The sequence below is a fragment of the Arthrobacter sp. UYCu712 genome, assembly GCF_040547005.1.
GTDB lineage: Bacteria > Actinomycetota > Actinomycetes > Actinomycetales > Micrococcaceae > Arthrobacter.
Genome location: NZ_JBEPOZ010000003.1, coordinates 1 through 24,423 on the forward strand (window position 1 = coordinate 1; position 24,423 = coordinate 24,423).

Annotated in this window: 24 protein-coding genes and 2 tRNA genes; 9 read left to right on the top strand and 17 right to left on the bottom strand. The window is 68.0% G+C overall.

From position 1 onward, the window contains the following. Window positions 1-350: 350 nt before the first annotated feature. From ABIB51_RS03685 to ABIB51_RS03700, 4 genes are all read right to left on the bottom strand, one after another. A tRNA-Met gene (locus ABIB51_RS03685) sits at window positions 351-427 on the bottom strand. Window positions 428-488: 61 nt separating this feature from the next. Further along, a tRNA-Thr gene (locus ABIB51_RS03690) sits at window positions 489-560 on the bottom strand. A 231-nt stretch (window positions 561-791) separates the two neighbouring features. Beyond that, on the bottom strand, window positions 792-2,948 hold the full coding sequence (locus ABIB51_RS03695) for a DEAD/DEAH box helicase (RefSeq protein WP_354185589.1): 2,157 nt from the start codon (window positions 2,946-2,948) through the stop codon (window positions 792-794). A gap of 409 nt (window positions 2,949-3,357) precedes the next feature. Next, entirely contained in the window at window positions 3,358-4,011 is a 654-nt protein-coding gene (locus ABIB51_RS03700; protein ID WP_354185591.1) for an MOSC domain-containing protein, read from the bottom strand. 194 nt (window positions 4,012-4,205) lie between these two features. Between ABIB51_RS03700 and ABIB51_RS03705 the strand changes: the two genes are divergently transcribed. The 4 genes from ABIB51_RS03705 to ABIB51_RS03720 are packed head-to-tail and all read left to right on the top strand — an operon-like array spanning window position 4,206 to window position 8,760. Continuing rightward, complete coding sequence (locus ABIB51_RS03705; protein WP_354185593.1) at window positions 4,206-4,808, top strand: Tat pathway signal protein; 603 nt, start codon at window positions 4,206-4,208, stop codon at window positions 4,806-4,808. A gap of 2 nt (window positions 4,809-4,810) precedes the next feature. Further along, complete coding sequence (locus ABIB51_RS03710) at window positions 4,811-6,031, top strand: glutathionylspermidine synthase family protein (protein WP_354185595.1); 1,221 nt, start codon at window positions 4,811-4,813, stop codon at window positions 6,029-6,031. Then, entirely contained in the window at window positions 6,028-7,560 is a 1,533-nt protein-coding gene (locus ABIB51_RS03715) for an APC family permease (RefSeq protein WP_354185597.1), read from the top strand. Before ABIB51_RS03710 ends, ABIB51_RS03715 begins: the two co-directional genes overlap by 4 nt. Before the next feature lie 9 nt (window positions 7,561-7,569). After that, a complete protein-coding gene (locus tag ABIB51_RS03720) occupies window positions 7,570-8,760 on the top strand; it encodes an acyl-CoA dehydrogenase family protein (RefSeq protein WP_354185599.1) in 1,191 nt (396 codons plus the stop codon). Window positions 8,761-8,817: 57 nt separating this feature from the next. Here the strand turns inward: ABIB51_RS03720 and ABIB51_RS03725 are convergent, their stop codons facing one another. From ABIB51_RS03725 to ABIB51_RS03745, 5 genes are all read right to left on the bottom strand, one after another. Next, entirely contained in the window at window positions 8,818-10,170 is a 1,353-nt protein-coding gene (locus ABIB51_RS03725; RefSeq protein ID WP_354185601.1) for an MFS transporter, read from the bottom strand. Further along, a complete protein-coding gene (locus ABIB51_RS03730) occupies window positions 10,167-10,697 on the bottom strand; it encodes a winged helix-turn-helix transcriptional regulator (RefSeq protein ID WP_354185603.1) in 531 nt (176 codons plus the stop codon). The genes ABIB51_RS03725 and ABIB51_RS03730 overlap by 4 nt, the downstream gene beginning before the upstream one ends. A 32-nt stretch (window positions 10,698-10,729) precedes the next feature. Further along, entirely contained in the window at window positions 10,730-12,022 is a 1,293-nt protein-coding gene (locus tag ABIB51_RS03735) for a glycosyltransferase 87 family protein (RefSeq protein ID WP_354185605.1), read from the bottom strand. A gap of 6 nt (window positions 12,023-12,028) precedes the next feature. Then, window positions 12,029-13,237, bottom strand: a complete 1,209-nt coding sequence (locus ABIB51_RS03740; RefSeq protein ID WP_354185607.1) for a cystathionine gamma-synthase — start codon at window positions 13,235-13,237, stop codon at window positions 12,029-12,031. Window positions 13,238-13,308: 71 nt separating this feature from the next. Beyond that, entirely contained in the window at window positions 13,309-14,694 is a 1,386-nt protein-coding gene (locus tag ABIB51_RS03745) for a cystathionine beta-synthase (RefSeq protein WP_354185610.1), read from the bottom strand. Between the two features lie 131 nt (window positions 14,695-14,825). Here ABIB51_RS03745 and ABIB51_RS03750 point away from each other — a divergent pair, with 131 nt between their 5' ends. Then, on the top strand, window positions 14,826-15,959 hold the full coding sequence (locus tag ABIB51_RS03750) for an SLC13 family permease (protein ID WP_354186180.1): 1,134 nt from the start codon (window positions 14,826-14,828) through the stop codon (window positions 15,957-15,959). A gap of 36 nt (window positions 15,960-15,995) precedes the next feature. On the opposite strand, the gene ABIB51_RS03755 is transcribed toward ABIB51_RS03750, so the two are convergent. Continuing rightward, entirely contained in the window at window positions 15,996-16,421 is a 426-nt protein-coding gene (locus ABIB51_RS03755) for a VOC family protein (RefSeq protein WP_354185612.1), read from the bottom strand. A gap of 166 nt (window positions 16,422-16,587) precedes the next feature. Here ABIB51_RS03755 and ABIB51_RS03760 point away from each other — a divergent pair, with 166 nt between their 5' ends. Beyond that, window positions 16,588-17,568, top strand: a complete 981-nt coding sequence (locus ABIB51_RS03760) for a DNA-3-methyladenine glycosylase family protein (protein ID WP_354185614.1) — start codon at window positions 16,588-16,590, stop codon at window positions 17,566-17,568. Window positions 17,569-17,574: 6 nt separating this feature from the next. Here ABIB51_RS03760 and ABIB51_RS03765 read toward each other — a convergent pair whose 3' ends face one another. Beyond that, the gene (locus ABIB51_RS03765; RefSeq protein ID WP_354185616.1) at window positions 17,575-19,251 is read right to left on the bottom strand and encodes an AMP-binding protein; all 1,677 of its coding nucleotides are present in this window, start codon (window positions 19,249-19,251) and stop codon (window positions 17,575-17,577) included. A 101-nt stretch (window positions 19,252-19,352) separates the two neighbouring features. On the opposite strand from ABIB51_RS03765, the gene ABIB51_RS03770 reads away from it, so the two are divergent. Then, complete coding sequence (locus ABIB51_RS03770; protein WP_354185618.1) at window positions 19,353-19,631, top strand: putative quinol monooxygenase; 279 nt, start codon at window positions 19,353-19,355, stop codon at window positions 19,629-19,631. A 22-nt stretch (window positions 19,632-19,653) separates the two neighbouring features. On the opposite strand, the gene trxA is transcribed toward ABIB51_RS03770, so the two are convergent. Further along, complete coding sequence (gene trxA, locus ABIB51_RS03775) at window positions 19,654-20,067, bottom strand: thioredoxin (protein WP_354185620.1); 414 nt, start codon at window positions 20,065-20,067, stop codon at window positions 19,654-19,656. An 89-nt stretch (window positions 20,068-20,156) separates the two neighbouring features. Continuing rightward, window positions 20,157-20,702, bottom strand: a complete 546-nt coding sequence (locus tag ABIB51_RS03780; protein WP_354185622.1) for an acyl-CoA thioesterase — start codon at window positions 20,700-20,702, stop codon at window positions 20,157-20,159. Window positions 20,703-20,806: 104 nt separating this feature from the next. Between ABIB51_RS03780 and ABIB51_RS03785 the strand changes: the two genes are divergently transcribed. Continuing rightward, window positions 20,807-21,292 carry a GNAT family N-acetyltransferase gene (locus ABIB51_RS03785; protein WP_354185624.1) on the top strand — a complete coding sequence of 162 codons (486 nt, stop codon included), beginning with the start codon at window positions 20,807-20,809 and terminating at the stop codon, window positions 21,290-21,292. 21 nt (window positions 21,293-21,313) lie between these two features. Here ABIB51_RS03785 and ABIB51_RS03790 read toward each other — a convergent pair whose 3' ends face one another. The 4 genes from ABIB51_RS03790 to ABIB51_RS03805 all read right to left on the bottom strand — a co-directional run bounded on the left by ABIB51_RS03790 (window position 21,314) and on the right by ABIB51_RS03805 (window position 23,438). Then, window positions 21,314-21,640, bottom strand: coding sequence for a GNAT family N-acetyltransferase (locus ABIB51_RS03790; RefSeq protein WP_354185626.1), 327 nt, complete (start codon window positions 21,638-21,640; stop codon window positions 21,314-21,316). Window positions 21,641-21,714: 74 nt separating this feature from the next. Continuing rightward, entirely contained in the window at window positions 21,715-22,272 is a 558-nt protein-coding gene (locus tag ABIB51_RS03795) for a GNAT family N-acetyltransferase (RefSeq protein WP_354185628.1), read from the bottom strand. A 40-nt stretch (window positions 22,273-22,312) separates the two neighbouring features. After that, window positions 22,313-22,720 carry a DUF1801 domain-containing protein gene (locus tag ABIB51_RS03800; protein ID WP_354185630.1) on the bottom strand — a complete coding sequence of 136 codons (408 nt, stop codon included), beginning with the start codon at window positions 22,718-22,720 and terminating at the stop codon, window positions 22,313-22,315. Further along, complete coding sequence (locus ABIB51_RS03805) at window positions 22,710-23,438, bottom strand: MgtC/SapB family protein (protein WP_354185631.1); 729 nt, start codon at window positions 23,436-23,438, stop codon at window positions 22,710-22,712. Before ABIB51_RS03805 ends, ABIB51_RS03800 begins: the two co-directional genes overlap by 11 nt. 349 nt (window positions 23,439-23,787) lie before the next feature. Here ABIB51_RS03805 and ABIB51_RS03810 point away from each other — a divergent pair, with 349 nt between their 5' ends. Beyond that, window positions 23,788-24,414 carry an ANTAR domain-containing protein gene (locus ABIB51_RS03810; RefSeq protein ID WP_354185632.1) on the top strand — a complete coding sequence of 209 codons (627 nt, stop codon included), beginning with the start codon at window positions 23,788-23,790 and terminating at the stop codon, window positions 24,412-24,414. The last annotated feature ends 9 nt before the right edge of the window (window positions 24,415-24,423 follow it).

Below are 24,423 nucleotides of genomic sequence, written 5' to 3' on the forward strand. Positions count from 1 at the left end.
TCCGGTCGCGCCCTGGGAGCCGTACGGAGCCACGGCCACATACCCCGTGACCAGCAGGCAGCCGACCAAGGCTGCCGTCAGGCGTCCATGGCCGGCTTTTCGACCCGCGTGCCGGATCAGGGAAGAGGCTCGATGTAGCGACCAACGATTCATCAGTGCCCCCCTGCGGCCTAGTCCCCCATGACAAGACAGAGACTAGGGAGGGCACCATCGGAAAACCTTGGGTGCCCGAAGGTGATGGCCGAGCACCGGGAAGCCGGCCCGCGTGGGCACATTCTGCAATTCGGGCAGGGCGTCGGGGGAGCAAACAGACAAACCCCCGGAATCACTCGGATTCCGGGGGTCTTATCTGGTAGCGGCGGGGAGGCTCGATCTCCCGACCTCACGATTATGAGTCGTGCGCTCTAACCAACTGAGCTACGCCGCCATAAATGAGGAAAGCCTGCGTTAAGCCGGTCAAAACCGCCTTGACACAGGCCCTCATTCAGAGCCCCCCACCGGAATCGATCCGGTGACCTCGTTCTTACCAAGAACGCGCTCTACCACTGAGCTAGGGGGGCAACGAGTAAATACTCTACCGGAAGATTGCCCTCTCAACAAATCGGCTCCCGGTCGGCCCCGGGGGCGGCCAAAGTGCCGGAAATCCGGGGTCGCCGGAGCCGCCGGACAGCACGTGAAGGCGCCCGGGGACGGCTTCCGGAGAGGATGTGACGAAGCGAACATAAGGCGGACTTTAACAAGGACGGGCCGGCTAAAAGCCGGCCCGTCCTCAGTTCACCTCGAAGCAGTGGTTACCACTTGTTGCGGGGCTTGAAGCCGCCTTCGGTGCGCGGTTTGCGTGCCGCGTCTGTGCCTACGCCGCGCTCGTTGCGGTCGCTGAAGGAGCGTCCGCCACGGTCAGCGGAGGACCGCTCGCCGTCGGTCTTGCGGAATTCGCGCTTGAAGCCGCCGTTGCCCTTGAAGTTGCCGCCGCGGTCGCCGCCGCCGGAGTAACCGCCGCGGTCTCCACCACGGTCGCCGCCTCGGCTGCCGCCCTGGTAGCTGCCACGGTCACCGGCGGGCTTGCGGCCGTTGTCAAGTTCGAGGTGGATCAGCTCGCCGCCGATCCGGGTGCGGGACAGGGCCTTCAGCTGGTCGGCGCTGAGGTCCGCCGGGAGCTCCACGAGGGAGTGGTCCGCGCGGATGTCGATGCCGCCGATCTGGGCCGAGGAGATGCCGCCTTCGTTGGCAATGGCGCCAACAATGGAACCCGGCATGACGCGCTGGCGGCGTCCGACGGCGATCCGGTAGGTGGCGTTGCCCTCGGTCAGGGTACGCGTCGGGCCGCGGGAGCCGAAGCCGTCCTTGGCGCGTTCACGCTTCTGGAATTCCGGAGCTGCCGGCAGTTCCTTGACCAGGAGAGGCTGTCCGCCCTGCGCCATGACGGCCAGTGCGGCAGCGATCTCCGACGCCGGAACGTTGTGCTCTTCCTCGTAGGAGGAGATGAGGTCGCGGAACGACGAAACATCCTCGGAGGCGAGGGTCTCGGTGATCTTCTCGGCGAACTTGCCCAGGCGCAGCGTGTTGACGGTTTCCGCGGTGGGCAGGTGCATCTGCTCCACCGGCTGGCGGGTTGCCTTCTCGATGGAACGCAGCAGGTACTTCTCCCGCGGCGTCATGAACAGGATGGCGTCGCCGGAACGTCCTGCACGGCCGGTGCGGCCGATGCGGTGGACGTAGGACTCGGTGTCGTGCGGGATGTCGTAGTTGACCACGTGGCTGACGCGCTCAACGTCCAGGCCGCGGGCGGCAACGTCGGTGGCGACAAGGATGTCGATCTTGCCGTCGCGCAGGGCCTCGACCGTTCGCTCACGCTGCTGCTGCGGGATGTCGCCGTTGATGGCGGCGGCCAGGAAGCCGCGCGAGCGCAGCTTGTCTGCCAGGTCCTCGGTGGCCATCTTGGTCCGGACGAAGGCGATGACGCCCTCGAACTCTTCGACCTCGAGGATGCGGGTCAGCGCATCGAGCTTGTGCGGGCCCATGACCTGCAGGTACCGCTGGCGGGTGTTGGCGCCGGTGGTGGTCTTGGACTTGACCTGCACCTCGGCCGGGTTGTTCAGGTACTGCTTGGAGAGCCGGCGGATCTGGCTCGGCATCGTGGCGGAGAACAGCGCAACCTGGCGGCCCGCGGGGGTCTGCTGGAAGATCTGTTCCACGTCTTCGGCGAAGCCCATGCGGAGCATCTCGTCGGCCTCATCCAGCACGAGGTACTGGAGTTCGGACAGGTCCAGGGAACCCTTGGAGATGTGGTCGATGACGCGGCCGGGGGTACCGACAACAACCTGGGCGCCGCGGCGCAGGCCGGCGAGCTGGGGGCCGTAGGCGGAGCCGCCGTACACCGGGAGGACGGTGAAGTCGTCGATGTGCTTGGCGTAGGAAGTGAAGGCCTCGGCGACCTGGAGGGCGAGCTCGCGGGTGGGAGCCAGCACCAGGGCCTGGGTCTTGCGGGACGGGCCGTTGAGGTCGTGGAGCTCGGCCAGACGGGACAGCGCCGGTACTGCGAATGCTGCAGTCTTACCGGTACCGGTCTGGGCCAGGCCCACGACGTCGCGGCCTTCGAGCAGCAGCGGGATGGTCGCTGCCTGGATCGGGGACGGCTTCTCGTAGCCGACGTCCTGCAGTGCGGCGAGGACGCGGCCGTCGATGCCGAGGTCAACGAACTTGACGCCTTCATCCTCGGTTTCCTCGTCCTTGGCCGGGGCGGAGTTGGTCTCGGTCTTGGTGTCGGCCTGCGGGGCAGCCTCGGCGGCGGCCTCAACAGCAGCCGGCGCCTCAACGTTCGCAGGAGCCTCGGTGAATTCCGGGGCGGAGCCGGCTGCTGGTGCAGCCGTTTCAGAAGTCTCGACGTCGACCTGGCTGTTCTCGGTGGCGAGTTCGGTGTCGACGGAGTTGTTCTGATTTTCGGGCATAGGTGAAATTTCCTCATCCATAGGGGCCAGGCGGCACAACCCGAGGTGAGCGGAGCCGCAGTACGCGTGACTGAATTAGCCGGGCATACTTTGACCGGCCGGTCACATAGAAGTCCGGCGCTTTCGCAATCCCGTGGCAGGACTTCCCGCTGCATCTCTTGGCTGCTATCCCAGCAGTCTGTACAGCGTTTTCTTTAGCCGGCTCTCCCTATGAAAATGCCCGCATCACAATTTGCGGGCCCCAACACTTGCCAGTCCTGCCTCAAGAATTGGGCAGGAATAAGGGATTTCCGGAGTGGGGGATATTTCAAGTGTAGGGCATGGATCAGCGCATGGGTAACCCAGGAGGCCGACGACGGCGGTGAGCTTGCGCACACCGGCCGCCCGCGGGGGCGTCCAGGACGGTCCGTCAGACGCCCAGCCGGCGCTGCAGCTTTTCGAATTCCTCGTGATACTCGGGCTGGAGGCGGATCTGGCCGTCGGCATCGGCGTCCCGCAGGGCGTCCATGTCCTCGACCGTGGGATCGCTGAACCACTTGCCGATCGTCACGCCGTGCGTCGGGATGAATATCCGGTGGATGTGGTCCCCGGCCTGGATGCTGCCGGTGCGGACCACCCGGAGGTAGGTGCCCACCCTGCCGGCGTCGCCGAAGCGTTTGACCCACTGCGGCTCGTGCATCCGCCGCTGGAACGTGGCGCAGGGGACGCGGGGCGACGTGACCTCCACCTCGACATCCAGTCCGATTTTCCAGCGTTCCCCAATGATGGCGTTGGTGGCGTCGATGCCGGTGATGCGCAGGTTCTCGCCGAAGATGCCGGGCGGGAGCTCGCGCTGCAGCTCGGCCGCCCAGTAGTCGGCATCGTCCTGGGAGTAGGCGTACAGCGCCTGGTCCTCGCCGCCGTGGTGGATCCGGCTGGCCTGGATATCGCCGTGCAGGCCGAGCCGGTGCACCCGGACGGGCCCGTCGACGGGACGTTTGTCGATCGCGGTCACGCCGACACTGCCGGGGTCGGTCAGCAGCTGGTGAACCCGGCAGACGGCGATCACTGATGCGGTATCCATGGCACCAGTGTAGGCCTGCGCTTTCTCGGCGGGCCCCCGCCGCGGCCCCGGGGAGTCCGGCCGGGCCCCTGCGCAGTCACGGGGAGCCCTCTCCATCGCCCCGAGATCCGGAACCCGGTTAGGCTGGCGTCGGGAAAGCACGCAAGTCTTCCGCGGGACAGGCACGTCCGGCGGCCACACGTGAGGGGACGCATTTGGGCAAGGACGAGCCGCCGCAGGACCGGAAGCAGCCTCCGTGGCAGGTTCCACAGCCCGAGCTCCGGCCCGAGCTGCAAAACCAGGCCGGCCAGGCCGGCCAGACCGGCCCACCCGAACCGCCGGAACTTCCGGAACACGCCACTGCCCCCGGCGCCATCTTTGACCCGTTCGCCCGGGAACGCGAGCGCCAGCTGGCGGGCACGGCGGCCCGCAAGAAACGCTCGCAGCGCCGCACCGTCGTCGTCGGGCTGGGCGTCACTGCACTTCTGGCCGGCACGATCACCGCGATGGTGGCCAGCAACGAGGACGAGGCCGACTACGCCCAGGTGTGTTTCAACGACGACACCGGCGAGCGCGTCGATGACACCCAGTGCGACAACAGCAGCACGGAGGGCCGGAGCTCCGGCATCTACGCCTGGTACTTCTACTCCCGCGGCGCCAGCGTGCCCGGGGTGGGACAGAACCGGTCCGGCTACCCCAGCTACAGCAGGTCGGTCCCCACCGGGGCCAAGGCGTCCACGGGGTACAGCCCCACGGGCGGCACGGTCAGCAGGGGCGGCTTCGGCAGCAGCTCCAAGGGCGGAAGCACGGGAGGCTAGGGATGAGACGACTGGGATCCGCGCCGAGGCCGGACTGGAAAGAACGGATCGAAGAACAGGGCCTGGTCTTCTCCACCACGGCCCTGCCCGACGGTACGAACGTGGAGTACTGGCACGAGGGCGCCTACTACGAATTCACCATGGACGAAGTGGAGACCCTCGAAGAGACCGCGGAGGACATGCACCGAATGTGCCTCGAGGCCGCAAAGTTCCTCGCCACCGGCGCCATGGGCAACATCGGAATCGGGCCGCAGGCACTGGAGCTCGCGGCCGAATCGCTGCAGGCCGGCGATGCGGACGTCTACGGCCGCTTCGACTTCGTCTACGACGGCCGGGGCGGCCCGGCCAAGATGCTCGAATACAACGCCGACACCCCCACCGGGCTCATCGAGGCCGCCGTCGCCCAGTGGTTTTGGCTGCAGGACGTCTTCCCCGAAAAAGACCAGTGGAACGGCATCCATGAAGCCCTCATCCGGCAATGGAAGAAACTGCAGTACCGCACCGGCATGAGCACACTCCACATCGCCCACTCCGAGGCGGAACAATCCGGCGAGGACTGGATGACGGCTGCCTACATGCGGGACGTCGCGAGCCAGGCCGGCTGGACCACCATCGGGATCAACATGTCGGACATCGGCTGGGACCCGAACCTCAACCGCTTCGTGGACCTGGACAACTTCATGATCAGCACCATGTTCAAGCTCTACCCCTGGGAGCTGATGATGAAGGAGCCGTTCGGGCACCGGCTGCTCCAGCGCGCCCACAATCCGCGCTGGGTGGAGCCCGCCTGGAAAATGCTGCTGTCCAACAAGGCCCTGCTCGCGGCGCTCTGGCACCTGTACCCGGACCACCCCAACCTGCTTCCGGCCTATCTTGACGGGCCGGGCCCGCTCAAGGAGTGGGTGGCCAAACCGCTGCACGGCCGCGAAGGGGACAACATCAAGATCCACGCCGCCGGCATCAACCTGGAACAGCCCGGCGGCTACGGCCGGGAAGGCTGGTGCTACCAGCAGTTCCACGCCCTTCCCGACTTCGACGGCAACCGTCCAGTGCTGGGCCTGTGGGTGGTGGACGGCGAATCGGTGGGCTGCGGCATCCGCGAATCGGACGGGCCCATCACCGACTACTTCTGCCGTTTCGTTCCCAACACGATCGACTCGCCCGCCCCGCCCGTTCCCTCCTCGAACCAGTCCCACTCCAGCAAGGCAGGTATCACCCTATGAGCACCGAGACGACGACGGCGGCCGGCGGCCCCACGGGTCCGGCGGACGTTCCCGCCAAGGGACTCCGCGCCGGGATCCTGGACCTCGGAGACTCCGTCATGCTGGGGCTGGCCTCCACGGCGCCGGTCTATTCGCTCGCGGCGACCCTCGGCCTGATCGTCGCCGTGAACGGCAATTACACCCCTTTGATCCTGCTGCTGGGCTTCGTGCCCGTGCTCTTCATCGCCTACGCCTTCCGTGAGCTCAACAGCGCCATGCCGGACTGCGGGACCACCTTCATCTGGGCCCGCCGGGCCTTCGGTCCCTGGGCCGGCTGGCTGGGCGGCTGGGGCGTGGCCCTGGCCGGCGTCGTGGTCCTCGCCAACCTCGCCCAGGTCGCCGGGCAGTACGTGTGGCTGCTGGTCGGCGACGGTTCGCTGGCCGGGAACAGCCTCGTGGTCACTGCCACCGGCGTCCTGTTCATCGTGTTCATGACACTGGTGAACTACCGCGGCATCCGCCTCGGGGAGCATGTCCAGCGGGTCCTGACCTACGTGCAGTACGTCTCGCTGGGCATCTTCGCCGTGGCCATTATTTTCCGGATCGCGGGCGGCGTCCCCGAAGGCCAGGCCTTCGACCTTGAGTGGTTCAACCCCGCCGGCGCCTTCGCCGATCCCGGCGCCGTGGTGCACGGCGCCCTGCTGGCACTGTTCATCTACTGGGGCTGGGACACGTGCCTGGCGGTGAACGAGGAAACGGAAAATCCGGCCACGACACCGGGCCGCGGCGCCATCATTTCGGCGTTTGTCCTCATGGCCATCTACGTCTCCGTCGCCCTCCTGGTGATGATGTACGCCACGGTGGGCACTGACGGGATCGGGCTGGGCAACGAGGCCAACCAGAACGATGTCTTCCTCGCGATGAAGGACGTGGTCCTGGGTCCCTGGGGCTGGCTGATCGTCGTCGCCGTCCTGGCCTCGGTACTGTCCTCGACCCAGACCACCATCCTCCCCACGGCCCGCGGCACCTTGTCCATGGGCGTGCACGGGGCCCTGCCTCCCAGGTTCGGCGAGGTCCACCCGCGCAACCAGACGCCGGGATTCTCCACCCAGGTCATGGGCGCCGCGGCCGTTGCCTACTACGTCCTGATGAGCATCCTGAGCGAGGACCTGCTCGCAGACTCCATCAGTTCCATCAGCCTGTTCATCGCCTTCTACTACGCCCTGACCGGCTTCGCCTGCATCTGGTACTTCCGCTCGACGTTGCGCGGCTCCGCGCGGAACCTCTGGTTCCGCGGCGTCCTGCCCCTGCTCGGCGCACTTATGCTGACTGCGGCATTCTTCGTCTCGGCGGTGCAGATGTGGGATCCGGACTACGGCGATACGCAGATCTTCGGCGTCGGCGGGGCCTTCGTCAGCGGCGTGCTGCTCCTGGCGCTCGGCGTGGTGCTGGCCGCCGTCTGCCGTTTCGCGCCGTCCACGCGGGGCTACTTCCTGCAGCGGCAGCCCCCCGCGGCACGGACGCAGTCCGAGAGTACGCGGCGGCCGTAGGATGCTGGCATGAGCAATGTTGCTGGTGTTCCCGACGTTTCCGATGTCCTGGCGATCGATACCCTGCTGAGCGCCGGGGAGCTGGCCGTGCGGGAGAAAGTCCGCGATTTCACCAACCAGCGGATCCGTCCCGGCATTGCGGCCTGGTATGACGAGGGCGTCTTCCCGCTGGAGCTGGCCCCGGAACTGGGCGAACTCGGCGTCCTCGGCATGCACCTGGAAGGCTACGGCTGCCCCGGCCGCACCGCCGTCGAATACGGCCTGGCCGCGATGGAACTGGAAGCGGGCGACTCCGGTATCCGCACCTTCGTCTCGGTGCAGGGCTCGCTCGCCATGACCGCGATCCACAAGTGGGGTTCGGAGGACCAGAAGCAGGAGTGGCTCCCCCGGATGGCGGCCGGCGAGCTGATCGGCTGCTTTGCGCTGACCGAACCCGCCGCCGGCTCCGACCCCGCCGCCATGACGACGTTCGCCCGGCGCGACGGCAGCGGCGAGGACGCCGGCTGGATCCTGGCCGGCGCCAAGCGGTGGATCGGGCTCGCCTCGGTGGCGGATGTGCTGGTGGTCTGGGCCATGACCGACGACGGCGTGCGCGGCTTCCTGGTCCCGTCCGGAACGCCCGGGGTCACGGCGACGCCGATCGGGCAGAAGCTCTCGATGCGGGCCTCCATCCAGTGCGATATCGCGTTCGACGGCGTCCGGCTCGGTCCGGAGGCCCTGCTGCCGGCGGCCCTCGGGCTGCGGGGCCCGTTCACCTGCCTGAACGAGGCGCGGTACGGGATCGCGTGGGGCGCGATGGGCGCCGCGCGGGACTCCTACGAGGCGGCGCTGAAGTATTCGCTGGAGCGGCTGCAGTTCGGCAAGCCGCTGGCCGGCTACCAGCTGACCCAGGAGAAGCTGGTCAACATGCTGCTGGAAATCCAGAAAGGCACTCTGCTGGCGCTGCAGCTGGGCCGGCTCAAGGACGCCGGAAAGCTGCGGCCCGAGCAGATCTCGCTGGGCAAGCTGAACAACGTGCGCGAGGCGATCGGGATTGCACGGGAGGCCCGCACCATCCTGGGCGGGAACGGGATCACCCTGGACTACTCCCCGCTGCGGCACGCCGCGAACCTCGAGTCGGTGCGCACCTACGAGGGCACGGACGAGGTCCACACCCTGGTCCTGGGCCAGCACATCACCGGGCTCGCCGCGTTCCACTAGGACTTCTATGACTGCACGCGAGATGACAGTTCGGCGCCGCGCCCGGCCAGGAGAACGCTAGGCCGGGACCGGGACGGCCTCGCGTTTGCCGGCGTCCTTGCGGATGGTCGCGCTGATGACGGCGGCGATGGTGCACATCGCGGCTGCTCCGAACCAGGCGTAGGTGTACTGGCCCGTGGCGTCCCGGATGGCGCCCGCCGCCAGCGCTGCAGCGGCCGCCCCGAGCTGGTGGGCGGCGAAGACCCAGCCGAACACCACACTGCCGTCGGCCCCGAAGACCTGGCGGCAGATCGCGGCGGTCGGCGGGACCGTGGCCACCCAGTCCAGGCCGTAGATCACCACGAAGACGATCATGCTCGGCTGCACCGTGGCGCTGAGCAGGAGCGGAAGGACCAGAAGCCCGATGCCGCGGAACTGGTAGTACACCGCGAGGAGGATCCGCGGGTTGAAGCGGTCCGTGAGCCAGCCGGAGGCGATGGTCCCGACGATGTCGAAGATCCCGACGACGGCGAGCAGGCCCGCGGCGGTGGTTTCGGGCATCCCATGGTCGTGGGCGGAGGGGATGAAGTGGGTGCCGATCAAACCGTTGGTGGTGGCCCCGCAGATGGCGAAGCCGGCCACGAGGGCCCAGAAGGTCCGCACTTTGCTGGCCCTTTTGAGGGCCTGCAGCGCCCGGACCGCGGCGTTCCGGCGCGGCCCCGCGGGCTCCGCAGCTTCCGCGGTGTCCGGATCGCCGGATGGTTCCCCGGCTGCTGTTTCCCCGACTGCGTCGGAATCGGCACCGTACGGCAGCACGCCGGCGTCGGCCGGGGAGTTCTTGAGGAATTTCAACACCAGCGGGACGACGGCCAGCGCCCCCGCGGCGATCAGCAGCGATGCCTGGCGCCAGCCCGGGTCCTGGGCGAGCATGGCGATGAAAGGCAGGAAGACCAGTTGCCCGGCCGCGCTGCCTGCGGTCAGGATGCCGATCACCAGGCCGCGGCTCCGGGCGAACCACGTGTTGGCGATGGTGGCGGCGAAGACGAGGGCCATCGAGCCTGTGCCGAGCCCGATCAGGAGCCCCCAGGTGAGCAGGATCTGCCAGGACTGGTTCACCAGGACCGTCAGCGCGCTGCCGGCCCCGATCAGCACAAGCGCCACGGCGGTGACGGCGCGGATGCCGAAGCGTTCCATCAGGGCAGCGGCGAACGGGGCCGTGAGTCCGAAGAGCACGAGGTTGATGCTGACGGCGGCCGAGAGCACGGTGGTGGACCAGCCGAATTCATTCTGCAGGGGCACCATCAGCACGCCGGGGGCGGCCCGGAAGCCAGCGGCGCCGACCAGCGCGAGGAATGCGACCGCTGCAACGGTCCAGGCCGGGTGCAGCCGACGCTTGGGGGCCGGAAGGAGGGTGGATTTGGGCGCGCTCATGCCGCGGTTCCGTTCTGGGAGGCCTGGGGGGAGGTGGCCGGGAGGGAGGTGGCGAGGGCTACGGGCTCGAGGGTGCGGGTGAGGCTGTGCCAGCTGGTGTTGTCCGCCGTGAGCCGTTCCCCGCAGGCCGTGCAGGTGTCGGCCGAGGACGTGCGGGCACCGCAGCCCGAGTGGATCACAAACATGTGGGCCTGCTCGGAAGGCGCGGGGAGGTGTTTTTCGGCCCAGAGCACGACGGCGTTGAGCACCGGCAGGGCGTCCTCCCCCTTGGCGGTGAGGACGTACTCCTGGCGGGTGCGGCCGCCGTCGTCGTAGGGCCGGCGGGTGAGCAGCCCGGAATCGACGAGTGCCGCGAGGCGTTTGGTCAGCACGGAATCCGCCGCACCCAGCCGCGCCTTGATGGCGTCGAAGCGGCCGTTGCCGAAGAAGATTTCACGGAGGACCAGCATGCCCCACGGATCGCCCAGGACATCCAGGCCGCGGGCCATGCTGCAGTTCCGGGCGGACCAGTCGGATCGAAGTGCCATGCCCACACCCTAGCTAACTCTTTTCAAGAAAGCTAGGTTTTGCGCCGAGATGACACCTCGTGGGCAATAATCCGGGACGGCCGGTAGGCCAGCGCCCAGTACACCAGCATGGCCATGCCGCACACCACGCCGAGGCTGGCGACGATGAGCTGCCACTGGGTCTGCGGGTCCTTGCCCCACTCCTGCGCCCCGGCCATCACCGACAGGTACTTCGGCGTCAGGTAGAACGCGGCGGCGGTGGCGGCCACAATGATCCAGCCGGCCAGGCGCATCTTCCCGTCCCGGGACGGCACCCGGTGGATCGCGAAACCCATGCACGGCAGCGCCACGGCCATCCAGACCCAGTGGTGGGACCAGGACACGGGGCTGATCAGCAGCATCAACAGTGCGGTGGCGGACACGGCCACGAAGTTCTCGTCCGCGTCGACGGCCCACTTGATCACAAGCGCCGCCACCGCGGCCAGGGCCAGCGAGATGAGCAGCCAGAGGACGCTGGTCGGGCCGGAGTCCGGCAGGCCCAGGTGCAGCAGCAGGCCCTTGACGGAGAGGTTGTCCATGTAGGCCGGGCCGCCGATCCGGCCGGTGTCCGGAAGGATCTTGGTCCAGAACGTGACCGAGGCCGTGGGCAGCAGGGCCCAGGCCAGGGCGATGGAGCCGAAGAATCCGGCGGCCATCCAGCCGAGCGCCTTGAAGTCGCGGCGGACCAGGAAGTACAGCCCGAACGCGAGCGGCGTCAGCTTGATTCCGGCCGCGATCCCGATCAGCAGTCCGGCCGGCCAGCGGATCTCCCCGGCCCCGACCTTCCCGTGCAGCGCGAAGTCGGCCAGGATCAGGCCCATCAGGATGATGTTGATCTGGCCGAAGTCAAAGGTGTCCCGCCAGGGACCCAGGAGCAGGATCGCCGCCGTGCCCGCGAGGGCCACGGACCTGAAGCGCCAGTCAGCCACCGCGTCGCGCCAGCGGCCGAGCCGGAAGTAGTGCCGTGCCAGCCAGGCGGAGACGATCACGGCGCCCAGCAGCGCCGTGGTGATGAACATGAGGCTGGCCGCGCTCTGCCCGAGCGATGCCAGCGCCGCGAACAGCAGCGCGGCGAACGGCGGATACGTGAACGGCAGCCCGTCCCGCGGGGCATAGAGTTCGTTGACGCCGGTTTCCCCGGTCTGCAGCACCCGGCTGCCGCCGTAGAAGTAGACCTCAAAGTCGTTCATCAGCGGGATGTAGGCGCTGTACAGCACCACCAGGGCGACGACGACGGCGATCGCGCCGGCCGCCGTCGCGAGCCAGCCGCGGGTGGTTGAGGACTTGGCCCTGGCGGTGATTGTCACTGGCTGCTAGCTGCCTGACTCAAGGCCGGCGAGGGCCTGCTCGAGGTCGGCGATGAGGTCCTCGACGTCCTCGATGCCGCAGGAGAGGCGGATCAGGTTGACCGGAACGGCCAGTTCCGTGCCCTTGACGGAGGCGTGCGTCATTTCGGACGGGTAGTTCATGAGGGACTCGATGCCGCCCAGGGACTCGGCGAGGGTGAACACGGAGGTCGATTCGGCCACCTTCCGTGCTGCCGCTTCGCCGCCCTTGAACTGCACCGAGATCATGCCGCCGAACTTCTTCATCTGTTTCCTGGCCAGCTCGTGGCCGGGGTGGGAGGGCAGGCCCGGGTAGAGCACGGCTTCCACTTCGGGGCGCTCCAGCAGCCATTCGGCCACGGCCTGGGCGTTGTCGCTGTGCCGGTCCATGCGCACGCCGAGGGTCTTGAGGCCGCGGGTGGTGAGGAAGGCGTCCATCGGGCCGGAGACGGCACCGACGGCGAACTGCACGAAGCCGATCTTCTCGGCCAGTTCCGCGTCGTTGACGATGATTGCCCCGCCGACGACGTCGGAGTGGCCGCCGATGTACTTGGTGGTCGAGTGCACCACGATGTCGGCGCCGAGGGCCAGCGGAGTCTGCAGGTACGGCGAGGCGAACGTGTTGTCCACCACGAGGAGGGCGCCGGCGTCGTGCGCCAGCTTGGCGAGCGCCTCGATGTCGGTGATTTTCATCATCGGGTTCGAGGGCGTCTCCACCCACACCAGGCGGGTCTTGCCGCCGCCGTCGGCCGCGCCGCCGGCCGCGACGGCCTTCGCTACGGCGTCGAGATCGGACATGTCCACCGGAGTGTTGCCGATGCCCCACTCCCCCAGGACCCGGCTGATCAGCCGGTACGTGCCGCCGTACGCGTCGTTGCCGAGCACAATGTGGTCACCCGGCCGGGTCAGGGCACGGATCATCGAGTCCTCGGCGGCCAGGCCGGAGCTGAAGGAGAACGCGGCGGTCCCGCCTTCGAGGGCCGCGAGCTGTTCCTGCAGCGAGTCACGCGTGGGGTTGGTGCCGCGGCCGTACTCGTAGCCGGCGCGCAGCACGCCGATGGCTTCCTGCGCGTAGGTAGAGGAAAAGTGCACGGGCGGCACTACGGCGCCGGTGCGCGGCTCGAAGGCCTGGCCGGCGTGGACGGCGCGGGTGTTGAAGCCCTGGGTTGTGGAAGCAGAACTTTCTGGCACAGACATATGCGATCCTTTCGTCCGTCGGCCGGGCGCCCCCGGGAGGGCATGTCCGGTCTCCGGGTCGGTTGCTGCGGTCAGTTGCTGAGGTAGGCGAGGAGGTCGTGGCGGGTCAGGATCCCCACCGGCGCGCCGACGAACGTCACCATGAGGGTGTCGGCGTCGGAGAGGAGTTCACGGGCCGTCGAGATCGATTCGAGCGAACCGATCACGGGCAGCCGTTCCTCCATGTGTTCGGAGATCTTGTCCGTCAGCTTCGCTTCGCCGCGGAAGAGCTTGGCGGTGATGGTGCGTTCGTCGACGGAACCAAGGACCTCGCCCATGACCACCGGCGGCTCCTGGGACAGCACCGGGATGTGCGAGACCCCGTACTCGTTCATGATGTTGATGACGTCGCGCACTGTCTCGTTGGGGTGGATGTGCACGAGGTCCGGCAGTTCGCCGGTCTTGGACTTGAGGATCTCGCCCACGGAAGAATCGTCGACGCTGGCGAGGAAGCCGTAGGAGCGCATCCACTGGTCGTTGAAGATCTTCGCCAGGTAGCCGCGGCCGGAGTCCGGCAGGATGACGACGACGACGGCGTCCTCGGGGAGGTCCTTCGCGACCTGCAGCGCGGCGACCACGGCCATGCCGGAGGATCCGCCCACGAGCAGGCCCTCCTCGCGGGCCAGCCGGCGGGTCATCGCGAAGGAGTCCGCGTCGCTGACGGCAATGACGTCGTCGGGGACCGCCTTGTCATAGTTGGCGGGCCACATGTCCTCGCCGACGCCTTCGACGAAGTAAGGCCGGCCGGTGCCGCCGGAGTACACCGACCCCGCGGGGTCCGCGCCGATGATCTTGACCACGCCGCCGTCGGCCGCGGGGCGCGTGGCGGAGACTTCCTTGAGGTACCGGCCCGTGCCGGTGATGGTGCCGCCGGTGCCGGCGCCGATCACGCAGTGCGTCACCCGGCCGTCGGTGTCCTGCCAGATTTCCGGGCCGGTGGATTCGTAGTGGCTGGCCGGGGCGGCAGGGTTGGAGAACTGGTCCGGCTTGTAGGCGCCGGGGGTCTCGGTGACCAGCCGGTCCGAGACGCTGTAGTAGCTCTGCGGGCTGTCCGGGGCGACGGCGGTGGGGGTGACCACCACTTCGGCGCCGTAGGCCTGGAGTACGGCCCGTTTGTCCTCCCCGACCTTGTCCGGCACCACGAAGATGCAGCGGTAGCCCTTCTGCTGGGCGACGAGGGCGAGTCCGACACCGGTGTTGCCCGAGGTGGGTTCCACAATGGTCCCGCCGGGCAGGAGCTTGCCGGCGCGTTCGGCTTCCTCGATCATTTTCGCCGCGATGCGGTCCTTGATGGAACCGCCGGGGTTCAGGTATTCCAGCTTCACCAGGACCGTGGCCCCGATGCCGTCGGTGACGTGGTTCAGTTTGACGAGCGGCGTATGGCCGATGAGGTCCAGGATGGACTGCGCGTACTTCATAGGTACAAAGTTACCGTCTCCGCGGCGGCAGGCACGTCGGCGGCGTTCCGGCGGACCCCGGGTGCGAAGATTGGGCGGTGACGAGCTGGCGCTGGCTGAAAGACCTGAAGAGCTATCTGTTCCCTGCCGGCATGCTCCTGGCCGGGGCAGCCGCGCTGGTTTCCGGGCTGCTGCCGGTCCCGGCATTCCAGGAGCTCGCGGCCCGCACTGTCCCCATCCTGGCGTTTGTGGTTGCTATGTCGCTCGTGACCGAACTGGTGGACGACGCCGGGCTGTTCCGGGTAATCACCGGGCGCCTCGCCGCCCTCGGACGCGGCCGGGTGCTGCTCCTCTGGCTTCTGGTGATCGTCCTCGCCACCGTCTCCACCATCTTCCTGTCCCTGGACACCACCGCGGTGCTGGTGACTCCCGTGGTCGTGCTGCTGGCGCTGCACGCCCGGATTCCGCCGCTGCCCTTCGCCCTGACCACCGTCTGGCTGGCCAACACCGCCTCGTTACTCCTGCCGGTGTCGAACCTGACCAACCTCCTGGCCCAGGACCGGCTCCGGCTCAGCCCGGCCGAGTTCGCCGGCCTGGTCTGGGCGCCGGCCCTCGCGGGCATCCTGGTGCCGCTCGGGCTGCTCTGGCTGGCCTTCCGGAAGGACCTCCGCGGCCACTACGTCCCGCAGCCGGTCCACAAGGTCCGGGATCGGGTGCTGCTGTATCCGGCGGCTGCCGTGATGGCACTCCTGCTGCCTGCCCTGGTCTCCGGGGTTCCGGTCCAGTTCCCGGCCCTGGCCGCGGCGGTGATCCTGCTGCTGCTCTTCGTGTGGCGCCGCCGTTCGGCGCTGCGCTGGACGATGGTCCCCTGGCGGCCGCTCATGCTCACCACGGGACTGTTCATGGTGGTGGAGGCCCTGCACGCCAACGGCCTGACGAAGTTCCTCACGGGCATTGCCGGTTCCGGCGAGAGCCTGCCGGCGCTGCTGCAGCAAGCGGGGCTGGGCGCGGGCGCCGCCAACGCGGTCAACAACCTCCCGGCCTACCTCGCGCTGGAACCGGTGGCAGGCTCCCCGGTACGGCTCGCCGCCTTACTGATCGGGGTGAACCTCGGGCCGCTCGTGACGCCGTGGGCCTCCCTTGCCACCCTGCTCTGGCACGAGCGCCTCCGCACGCTCAACGTCGAAATCCGGTGGGGCGGCTTCGCACTGGCCGGCCTCGCCGCCGTGGTCCTCACGGTGCCCCTGGCTGTCCTCGCGCTCTGGCTCACCACGGGCATGCACTGAGGTCAGCCTCGCCAGAGGAGTCAGGCACCGGAGGCGTCAGGCGCCGATGTCATTTCCCGCGGCACCGGAGCCTGCGCCCGCAGGTGCGGCGTTCTGCCAGAGACCGACGATATTGCCTTCGGTGTCCTTGAAGTAGGCGGCCCAGCCCATGGTGCCGACTTGCTCCCGTGGCAGGACGGTGCTGCCGCCCACGGAATTGATCTTCGCCAACGCCGCGTCAATGTCATCAACGTCCACCGTGACAATCGGCGAGGTGAGCTCCCCTTCGCGGCGGAACATGCCGCCGTTGATGGACCCCGGAACGGAGGGCACGCCCGTGGCATCCGTCGGCGTGGTCTTGATCATGGCGTAACTCATCTCCGGCACGGCGCCCACTTCCCAGCCGAACGCCGAAGTGTAGAACTCCCGCGCGCGGCCCTCGTCCTCTGCGGGGATTTCGAAATGTATTACTCCACCAGCCATCACACTCTCCTCAGAACAAAGGATCCGGGCCATCGAGGCAGGGCGCAGGCGCTACACGCCACAGCCGGATTTTAGCCCCTGGAGCGCCGCAGGTTTAGGGCCCTACGGCCCATGCTTGGGGTCTGCAGATGCAGCCCCCGCCGGCGGAGCGTGGGAACATGTTCGGATGAGCCTTGCTGACGCCCCCGCAGGCATTGCCGCGGCGGCGGACGCCTCGTTGCGGTGGCACCCGGGTGGACCGTTCGCCTTGATGCAGACCGTCGGCACCCTCCTGCGCGGCCGCGGCGACCCGGCTATCCGGACCACCCCGGACGGGGTCTGGTTCGCGTTCACCACGCCGCACGGACCGGCCACGCTGCGCCTGTCCGCCGCCGGGCCGCGGGCCGACCCGGCGGTGGACGCCCAGGCCTGGGGTCCCGGCGCGGCCGACGCCGTCGAGTCTGTACCGCGGATGCTCGGGAGCGAGGACGACTGGTCCGGCTTCGACGAGCCCGCGTTCCACGCCACGCTCCCCCGGATGGTGGTGGACGCCCGGCGGCGGAACCTCGCGGTGCGGCTGCCCGCCACCGGACGCATGGTCGACTCGCTTGTGCCCACAGTTCTGGAGCAGAAGGTCACGGTCATCGAGGCCCGCCGCGGGTACCGCTACCTCATGTACCGCTTCGGCACGGCGGCGCCGGCTGCCGGCACCTCCGCTCCCGCCGACCTCCTGGTCCAGCCGACGGCCGAGCAGTGGCTGCGCATCCCGTCCTGGGAGTGGCACAAGGCCGGCGTGGGCCCGCAGCGTTCGGCCACCGTCATGCGGGCCCTGCGTTCCGCCGTCGCGCTGGAACGGCTGGCGGCCCTTCCTGCGGCGGAGGCGGGGGCCAAGCTGCAGACGATCCCCGGAATCGGGGCCTGGACGGCGGCGGAGGTCGTTCAGCGGACGCATGGCTGCCCGGATTCCATCGCGGTGGGCGACTACCACCTGGCCGCGGATGTGGGCGCGGCGCTGACCGGCCGCAGGACGGACGACGCCGGCATGCTGAAGCTCCTCGCGCCGTGGTCCGGGCACCGGCAGCGCGTGGTCCGCATGATCGGGCTCAGCGGCTTCCGGAAGCAGACCTTCGGTCCGCGCATGACCATCCAGGACCACCGCGGCCACTGACTCCGGCTAGAGACCCAGCCGCGCCACCGCTTCCTGGCGCATGTCCACCTTGCGGATCTTGCCGGAAACGGTCATCGGGAAGCTCTCGCGGAAGTCGAGGTACCGCGGGATCTTGTAGTGCGCCAGCTTGCCGCGGCAGAACTCGGCCAGGTCCGCGGCATCCAGCGGCGCGGCGCCCGGCCTGAGGATGATGCAGGCCACAAGTTCCTCGCCGTACCGCGGATCCGGGACACCGATCACCTGCACGTCCTGGATGTCCGGGTGCGTGTAGAGGAACTCCTCGATTTCCCGCGGGTAGATGTTCTCGCCGCCGCGGATCACCATATCCTTGATCCGGCCTTCGATCACGATGTAGCCGTCCGAGTCCATCCGGGCCAGGTCACCGGTGTGGATCCAGCCTTCGCCGTCGATCGCTTCGGCCGTCTTGTCCGGCTGGTTCCAGTACCCCTTCATAACGGAGTAGCCGCGGGTGCAGAGCTCGCCGATCCCGCCGCGCTGCAGCACTTCCCCGGACACCGGGTCCACGATCCGGCTCTCGAGCCGCGGCATGGTCCGTCCGACGGTCTCGGTGCGCTGGGCCATGGTGTCCACGCTCCGGGTCATGGTGGATACCGGGGACGTCTCGGTCATGCCGTAGCAAATGGCCACGTCCACCATGTTCATCTCCGAGCTGACCCGGTTCATCACCTCGATGGGGCACAGCGATCCGGCCATCACCCCGGTGCGCAGGCTGGAAAGGTCGTAGGAGCCGAAGTCGGGCAGCGCCAGCTCGGCGATGAACATCGTAGGCACGCCGTACAGCGAGGTTCCGCCGAAGTCCTGGACCGCCTCCAGCGCCGCCGCGGGCGAGAACCCCCGCCCCGGGATGATGGTGGCGGCGCCGTGGCTGAGGGCGGCCAGGTTCCCGATCACCATCCCGAAGCAGTGGTAGAAGGGCACCGGCAGCACGACGCGGTCGTGCTCGGTGTAGCCCAGCAGCTCGCCGATCGAGTAGCCGTTGTTGAGGATGTTGTGATGCGTCAGCGTGGCGCCCTTGGGGAATCCGGTAGTCCCGGAGGTGTACTGCAGATTGATGGCGTCGTGCGCGTCCAGTTCCGTCATGCGCGTCTTCAGGGCGGAATGCGCGACGTCGTCAGCGCGCTTGAGCAGCTCCGCGAAGGTCCGCTCCGCGTCGCCTTCCGGAGTGCCGGCGGTGAGCCCGGCCAGCCCGGCGTCAGGCAGGAAGACCAGCTCGCGCAGTTCGGGGCATTCCGCCAGCGCCTGCCGGGCCATGGCGGTGTAGTCGCTGTTCCGGTCCGACGGCGCCGAGACCAGCAAGCGCATGCCGTTCTGCTTGACCACGAACTCAAGCTCGTGGCTGCGGTAGGCGGGGTTCACGTTGACCAGGATCGCCCCGACCTTCGCCGTCGCGTACTGCAGGATGGTCCATTCGGCGCAGTTCGGGCTCCAGATGCCCACCCGCTCACCTTTGGCCACCCCGAGCGCCAGCAGGGCACGGGCTACGCGGTCGACGTCGTCGTTGAGTTTGGTGTAGCTCCACCGCCGGGCTTCCTCGCCGGGCACCGCGGCGGCCTCGATCAGGGCGTCGTGGTACGGGAACCTCGCGACGATCCGTTCGAAATTTTCGCCGATGGTTTCCTCGAGCAGCGGGACGTCAGTGTCCCCGGCTGTGTAAGCAAGCATGATGTGACGCTACCAACAGACCGGCGGCAAAAGAAGAGCGAAGCTTGGAAGTCCTACGACATGTTCGGGGGTGGATGCCGCGGCCCGGTATGGTGAAAACCATGACTGCACCCGTTGACCTTCAGGCCATTTTCATCCCCAACGACGGCGAGTTCTTCCGCGTGAAGCTCGCGCTGGAAATCGCGATTGACGAGGTGGTGGCCGAGCCCGGCTGCATCCGTTACGAACTCACCGAGGCCAGCGAGGACAAGCTGGTGCTGACGGAGCAGTGGGCCTCGCAGGCCGACCTGGACATCCACTCCAAGGGCACAGCCGTCCAGGACCTCAACGAGTCCCTCAGCGCCCTGCTGGCCGAACCGGTCAGGCTCGAGCGGCTCTAAGCCGGCAGGCGCGTCCGGGCGCTTAGGCGTCCGGGATCTGGGTGCCGTCCTGCTGGCTCGCAGCGGCGGCAGCCTCGGCCTGGGAGCGGGCCACATGGGCATGGACTTCTTCCATGTCCAGCGCCTTGACGGCGTCGACGACCTGCTCCAGCTGCTGGGCGTTCAGGGCCCCGGGCTGGGAGAACACCAGTACCTTTTCGCGGAACGCCATGAGCGTGGGGATGGACGTGATGCCTGCCTCCGCGGCGAGCTGCTGCTCGGCTTCGGTGTCCACCTTGGAGAAGACCACGTCCGGGTGCTTCTCCGAGATTGCCGAGTATGTGGGTCCGAACTGCTTGCATGGGCCGCACCACTCTGCCCAGAAATCAACGAGGACAATGTCGTTGTCCTCGACGGTCGATGCGAACTGTTCACCTGTAATGTCTACGGTAGCCATGCGTCAACGGTACGCGAGCGGTCTGGGAATGTCCCCCGCATTTCGCTGACGGCTCACCCCGTGACAAGGCCACGCCGGGGCGGCGCGACCTACGCCCAGGCGTGCGGGGCGGGCCTCCGGGCGCCGGGCAGTGCGTTGGTTTCCCGCCATTCGTGGATCCATCCGGGGAGTTCGAGGTCCGCCGGCGGCTCACCGAATTCAGCCAGGATTTCCGCCTGGCTGACGGGCTTTCCCTTGCTGACCAGCCGCGTGGCGATGTAGGCGCGGGCATAGATTTCGCCGTCCACCACCATCCGCTGCTCGAAGTAGATCGCCTTCGCGTCAAGGCCGATGATCTTCGTTTCGATGGTGTACTGCTGCCAGAGCTGGAGCGATCGGCGGAAGGCGATGGTCTCCCCCGCGGCCACCGGGCTCCAACCTCGCCGGCGCATCCGCTTCCACGTTCCACTCCGGGCCATGAGGTCGAAACGGCCGAGGTCCATCAGCGAAAAGTACATGCCGTTGTTGACATGCATGGCAATGTCGATGTCCGTGGGCAGGACCCGGAGCCGCAGGGACGAGGTGTCCCAGATGCTCAGCGGGGTCCGCCGGGAGGACGTGAACAGCAGGGCCAGGGTGCGGAGCAGCAGATGCATGGACAATATGTTACCCGCGAGTAACAATGGTGCCAAGGACCTCGCTGACGACCGGCCGGCCGTGCCTCGCTGCGGGCACGCGCCATGCGTACTAGCCTTGCCGGATGACTAACGGGCTCTCGATCCGGTACGCAGTTCCCGACGACGCGGCGGGCATAGCCCGGGTGCACGTCCAGGCCTGGCGGGAGACCTACGCCCACCTGCTGCCGGCGGACACCCTGGCCGGGCTGGATGTGGGCGCCCGGGAGGAGACATGGCGGGAGCGCATCGCCGCCACCACGGACGTCCGGGTAGCCAGCGACGGGGCGGAGATCATCGGCTGGGCCACCGCGGGCGCGGGCCGGGACGCGGACTGCCCGCGCCCGCTCGAGCTTGAAGGAATCTACGTGCTCGCCAGCCACCTTGGGTCCGGTGCCGGGCAGCTGCTCCTTGATGCGGCCGTGGGCGTCCGTCCAGCCTATTTGTGGATCGCGGCGGACAATCCACGTGCTTTGGCCTTCTACCGGCGCAACGGTTTTGTCCAGGACGGCGCCTCGGGGACCGCGGAGCTGGCGGGGGTTCCGGTGCGGATCATGCGCCTGGTGCGGTAGCCGCGGGCCGGGTGCCCGGTCTCAGAACAGGATGCGCTGGTAGAGGATGTGGTCCTGCCAGCTGCCGGCAATCTTGAGGTATGCGGGGGCCAGCCCGATATCCTCGCAGCCGGAGCGTTGGAGCATCTTTTGTGATGCGGCGTTGTGCTGCAGCGTCGCGGCCTGGATCCGGTGCAGTCCCAGCCTGGTCCGGGCAGCCCCGACCGCGTAGCCCACCGCCGCCGAGCCGGCCACGGTGAAGAACTCCTCGGACCGCCGCGGCTCCCACGGGGCAAGGTGTCCCCTGTTGCGCTGGTACGCGGCGCCCAGGCGCTCGGCGTCGGAGACGCGCAGCACGCGCGCGGACACTGCCCGCCAGGGTTGTGCCGGACCCGAGAGATTCCATGTCCCCAGGTAAATCAAACGGGACCGCCGGCGCGGATTCAGGATGCCGTGCCGGAGACTTCGAGGACCGTTTCCCAGCCGTCCTCGTCATCCCACTGCTCCCCCATGGCCTGAAAGCCGTACTGGTCCAGGAGCCGGCGGGAAGCCGTGTTGTCCGGGCGCACGGAGGCCCGGACGACGGCGACCCCTGGGTGGTCCCTCGCGGTCTCCAGCAGGATCACGAGGGCGCCCCGCGCGTAGCCCCGGCGGCGGTGCTCCGGATCGATCGAGTAGCCGACCTCGACCATGCCGGCGCCGTCCGGAGGGCCGTGGTAGCCGGCGCGACCCACCACCTGCCCGGCGGCCGTCTCCACCACAAGCCGCGTCACCCACGCCTCGTCGGCCGGGCTGCGGGCAATCTGTTCCCGCCGCATCCGCCAGACGCCGGCGCATTCGGGGCCGGCGAGGTAGGTCGTCAGCGGCAGCGCGGGGCCGGCGAGGGCCGCGTCCAGATCACCGTCGGCCAGTGCGGCCAGCACAGCCGGCGGCAGTCGGACGAGTTCAAGCCCGGCGGCCCCCGGCGTCCGGGAGGTCCAGGGTTCTTGCGTCATTCGCATCCGGCCATCATGGCAGACCTGCCGCGCGCCGACCGACCGGTCAGCCGCCGGGCTTCAGCTTCCGCCAGCCGCCGGCGCGGTTGTTGGCAATGATCTGCCGGAACATCGCGGTCAGGGCGGGCGCGTTGATGGCTTCGCCCTGCCGGAAGGCCACCGTGCGGGCGGTCTTGTTGCCATGTCCGCCGGTGATGATGCCCTCCGGGTCCTGAACGATCCCGCCGTCGTAGACGAACACGTTGATATGGTCCTTCGCCGCGAGCAGGGCGCAGACATTGCCGTCCAGGACGAAGTAAGGCTGGGTGGTGCGTTTGATGGTCTCCCGGATACCCGGATCGGCGGCGTGGACCAGCGCCCGGACCTCGCGGCAGAGCGCCTGTTGCCAGCCGGGCAGCGCCTCGATGTAGGCGTCGACCCGCGGATCAGTTGCCGGCAGCTGCTCAGGCTGCATCGTCGTCGTCCTCGTTGCTGTCGGTGCCCCGGACAATCACGCTTTCGACGCCGTGCAGGTCCATCAGGTGCGGAACGAGGTTGCGCAGCGGATGCTGTCCGAAGAACCGGACGTCCATCGAAACCATCGGCTTCTGCTCATCCCCGGCTCGCCGCGTGCGCAGGATCGAGGAACTGAACCCCATGGTCGTGGCGACTTCGAGCACGTCACGCAAAACCCCCTGGCCATCGGCGTAGCTGATATGCAGGACCCGGTTCCGGTCCGCGGAGGGGATCCTGCGGACAGCGGGCGCTACAACGAACAGCGTGATGAGGTGGAATACGGTCAGCGCCAGGGCAAGGGAAACCATTCCCGCTCCGCAGGCCATGCCCACCGCGGCAGCCACCCAGATGGTCGCGGCGGTGGTGAGGCCGCGGACCACATCCCGGCCCTTGAAGATGACACCGGCACCGAGGAAGCCGATGCGGCTGACGATCTGCGCGGCAATCCTGGACGGATCCAGGGCCACGCCCGGGTCGAGCACGGAGGCGAAGCCGTAGGCCGAGACGAGAGTAAAGGCACAGGATCCCAACCCCACGAGCACGTGGGTCCGGTAACCGGCGCTTTTCTGCCTGACCTGCCGTTCGATGCCGATCAGGGAGGTCAGGACGAAGGTGGCAAGCAGCAGCCCGACTTCCAGGAGGCTCGTCTCGGTAAACAGCCCCAACATTTCGACCATGCCGCGCGCCCTTCCCGGTCCGGAATGAAGGCAGGTCCGGCCCGTCCCGGCTGCCTTACAGCAGACTCTAGCAACGTCAGCCGTTGCCCGCGCCGCCTGCCCGGTCCCCGTAGCCACGCGGCGTCCATTCACGGATCCTGCGCCTGGCACTCCGCGTGCACCAGCCGGAACTTTACCCGGAGAATTTTGCGGGCGGCCTTGAAATCGCGCGCTGTCATCGATGCCGGCGTCTCGCTGATCGTGGTGCAGAACTGCTGCTACAGGAGGCCGCCCTTCCCTCCACCGGAAGGCCGAACTAGCATCGTTGAAAGCCGCCTGCCGTGTCCTGGGGCAATCGCGTGGCCAGGACTTGGGGGCTAAACATGCATCAGAACTCGACCAGTACGTCGGGCGGCACACAGGAACGCTGCTGGACCTGCTCCTGGACAACGCCGCGGCGAGTTCCGGCATGGACGATTTCCTGGCCGAGTTGGCCGTCCTGGCAGGGCACAGATTCTCGCGCCCGGGAGCGGAAGTGTCTTGCGGAGTCACGCTGTACCGGCGCCGAAAGCCCGCTTCGACAGCCGGCAGCCGCGGTAGGGATGCCCGCAGCAGCATTCGAGAAGACCTTGTCCTTGACGCCGAGAACTCCGGGGTGGTGAACGTCTACTCGTCCCGTCCCGGGGCCTTCTGCGGCGAAGACCGGGCAGCGGCACGGGAATTCGCGGCTGACGCCTCACGCGCCCCCTTAATAGCCCTGCAGATCGCCCGGCTCAGCGACTCCAGGGACGACCTGACCGCCGCCATGCAATCGAGGACCATCATCGACATGGCCGTCGGCGCCATCATGGCCCAGAACCGGTGCCAGCGGGACATCGCCTTCAAGATCCTGCGGAACACGTCCAACAACAGGAACATGAAAATCCGCGACGTTGCCGTCGCCGTCGTTGCCGGCATCGCCGGTGACACCGATATGTCGGCGCGCTTTGACGGATAGAATCGGTTG

What these genes read in the sequence shown, in the direction of transcription:
- ABIB51_RS03725 (WP_354185601.1), bottom strand. Translation starts at nt 10,170, where the DNA reads ATGAGCGCGCCCAAATCCACCCTCCTTCCGGCCCCCAAGCGTCGGCTG.
- ABIB51_RS03800 (WP_354185630.1), bottom strand. Translation starts at nt 22,720, where the DNA reads ATGCAGCCTGAGCAGCTGCCGGCAACTGATCCGCGGGTCGACGCCTAC.
- ABIB51_RS03765 (WP_354185616.1), bottom strand. Translation starts at nt 19,251, where the DNA reads ATGCTTGCTTACACAGCCGGGGACACTGACGTCCCGCTGCTCGAGGAA.
- ABIB51_RS03750 (WP_354186180.1), top strand. Translation starts at nt 14,826, where the DNA reads ATGCTCCTGGCCGGGGCAGCCGCGCTGGTTTCCGGGCTGCTGCCGGTC.
- ABIB51_RS03755 (WP_354185612.1), bottom strand. Translation starts at nt 16,421, where the DNA reads ATGGCTGGTGGAGTAATACATTTCGAAATCCCCGCAGAGGACGAGGGC.
- ABIB51_RS03695 (WP_354185589.1), bottom strand. Translation starts at nt 2,948, where the DNA reads ATGCCCGAAAATCAGAACAACTCCGTCGACACCGAACTCGCCACCGAG.
- ABIB51_RS03780 (WP_354185622.1), bottom strand. Translation starts at nt 20,702, where the DNA reads ATGCATCTGCTGCTCCGCACCCTGGCCCTGCTGTTCACGTCCTCCCGG.
- ABIB51_RS03770 (WP_354185618.1), top strand. Translation starts at nt 19,353, where the DNA reads ATGACTGCACCCGTTGACCTTCAGGCCATTTTCATCCCCAACGACGGC.
- ABIB51_RS03745 (WP_354185610.1), bottom strand. Translation starts at nt 14,694, where the DNA reads ATGAAGTACGCGCAGTCCATCCTGGACCTCATCGGCCATACGCCGCTC.
- ABIB51_RS03805 (WP_354185631.1), bottom strand. Translation starts at nt 23,438, where the DNA reads ATGGTCGAAATGTTGGGGCTGTTTACCGAGACGAGCCTCCTGGAAGTC.
- ABIB51_RS03710 (WP_354185595.1), top strand. Translation starts at nt 4,811, where the DNA reads ATGAGACGACTGGGATCCGCGCCGAGGCCGGACTGGAAAGAACGGATC.
- ABIB51_RS03720 (WP_354185599.1), top strand. Translation starts at nt 7,570, where the DNA reads ATGAGCAATGTTGCTGGTGTTCCCGACGTTTCCGATGTCCTGGCGATC.
- ABIB51_RS03760 (WP_354185614.1), top strand. Translation starts at nt 16,588, where the DNA reads ATGAGCCTTGCTGACGCCCCCGCAGGCATTGCCGCGGCGGCGGACGCC.
- ABIB51_RS03730 (WP_354185603.1), bottom strand. Translation starts at nt 10,697, where the DNA reads ATGGCACTTCGATCCGACTGGTCCGCCCGGAACTGCAGCATGGCCCGC.
- ABIB51_RS03700 (WP_354185591.1), bottom strand. Translation starts at nt 4,011, where the DNA reads ATGGATACCGCATCAGTGATCGCCGTCTGCCGGGTTCACCAGCTGCTG.
- ABIB51_RS03785 (WP_354185624.1), top strand. Translation starts at nt 20,807, where the DNA reads ATGACTAACGGGCTCTCGATCCGGTACGCAGTTCCCGACGACGCGGCG.
- trxA (WP_354185620.1), bottom strand. Translation starts at nt 20,067, where the DNA reads ATGGCTACCGTAGACATTACAGGTGAACAGTTCGCATCGACCGTCGAG.
- ABIB51_RS03715 (WP_354185597.1), top strand. Translation starts at nt 6,028, where the DNA reads ATGAGCACCGAGACGACGACGGCGGCCGGCGGCCCCACGGGTCCGGCG.
- ABIB51_RS03795 (WP_354185628.1), bottom strand. Translation starts at nt 22,272, where the DNA reads ATGCGAATGACGCAAGAACCCTGGACCTCCCGGACGCCGGGGGCCGCC.
- ABIB51_RS03740 (WP_354185607.1), bottom strand. Translation starts at nt 13,237, where the DNA reads ATGTCTGTGCCAGAAAGTTCTGCTTCCACAACCCAGGGCTTCAACACC.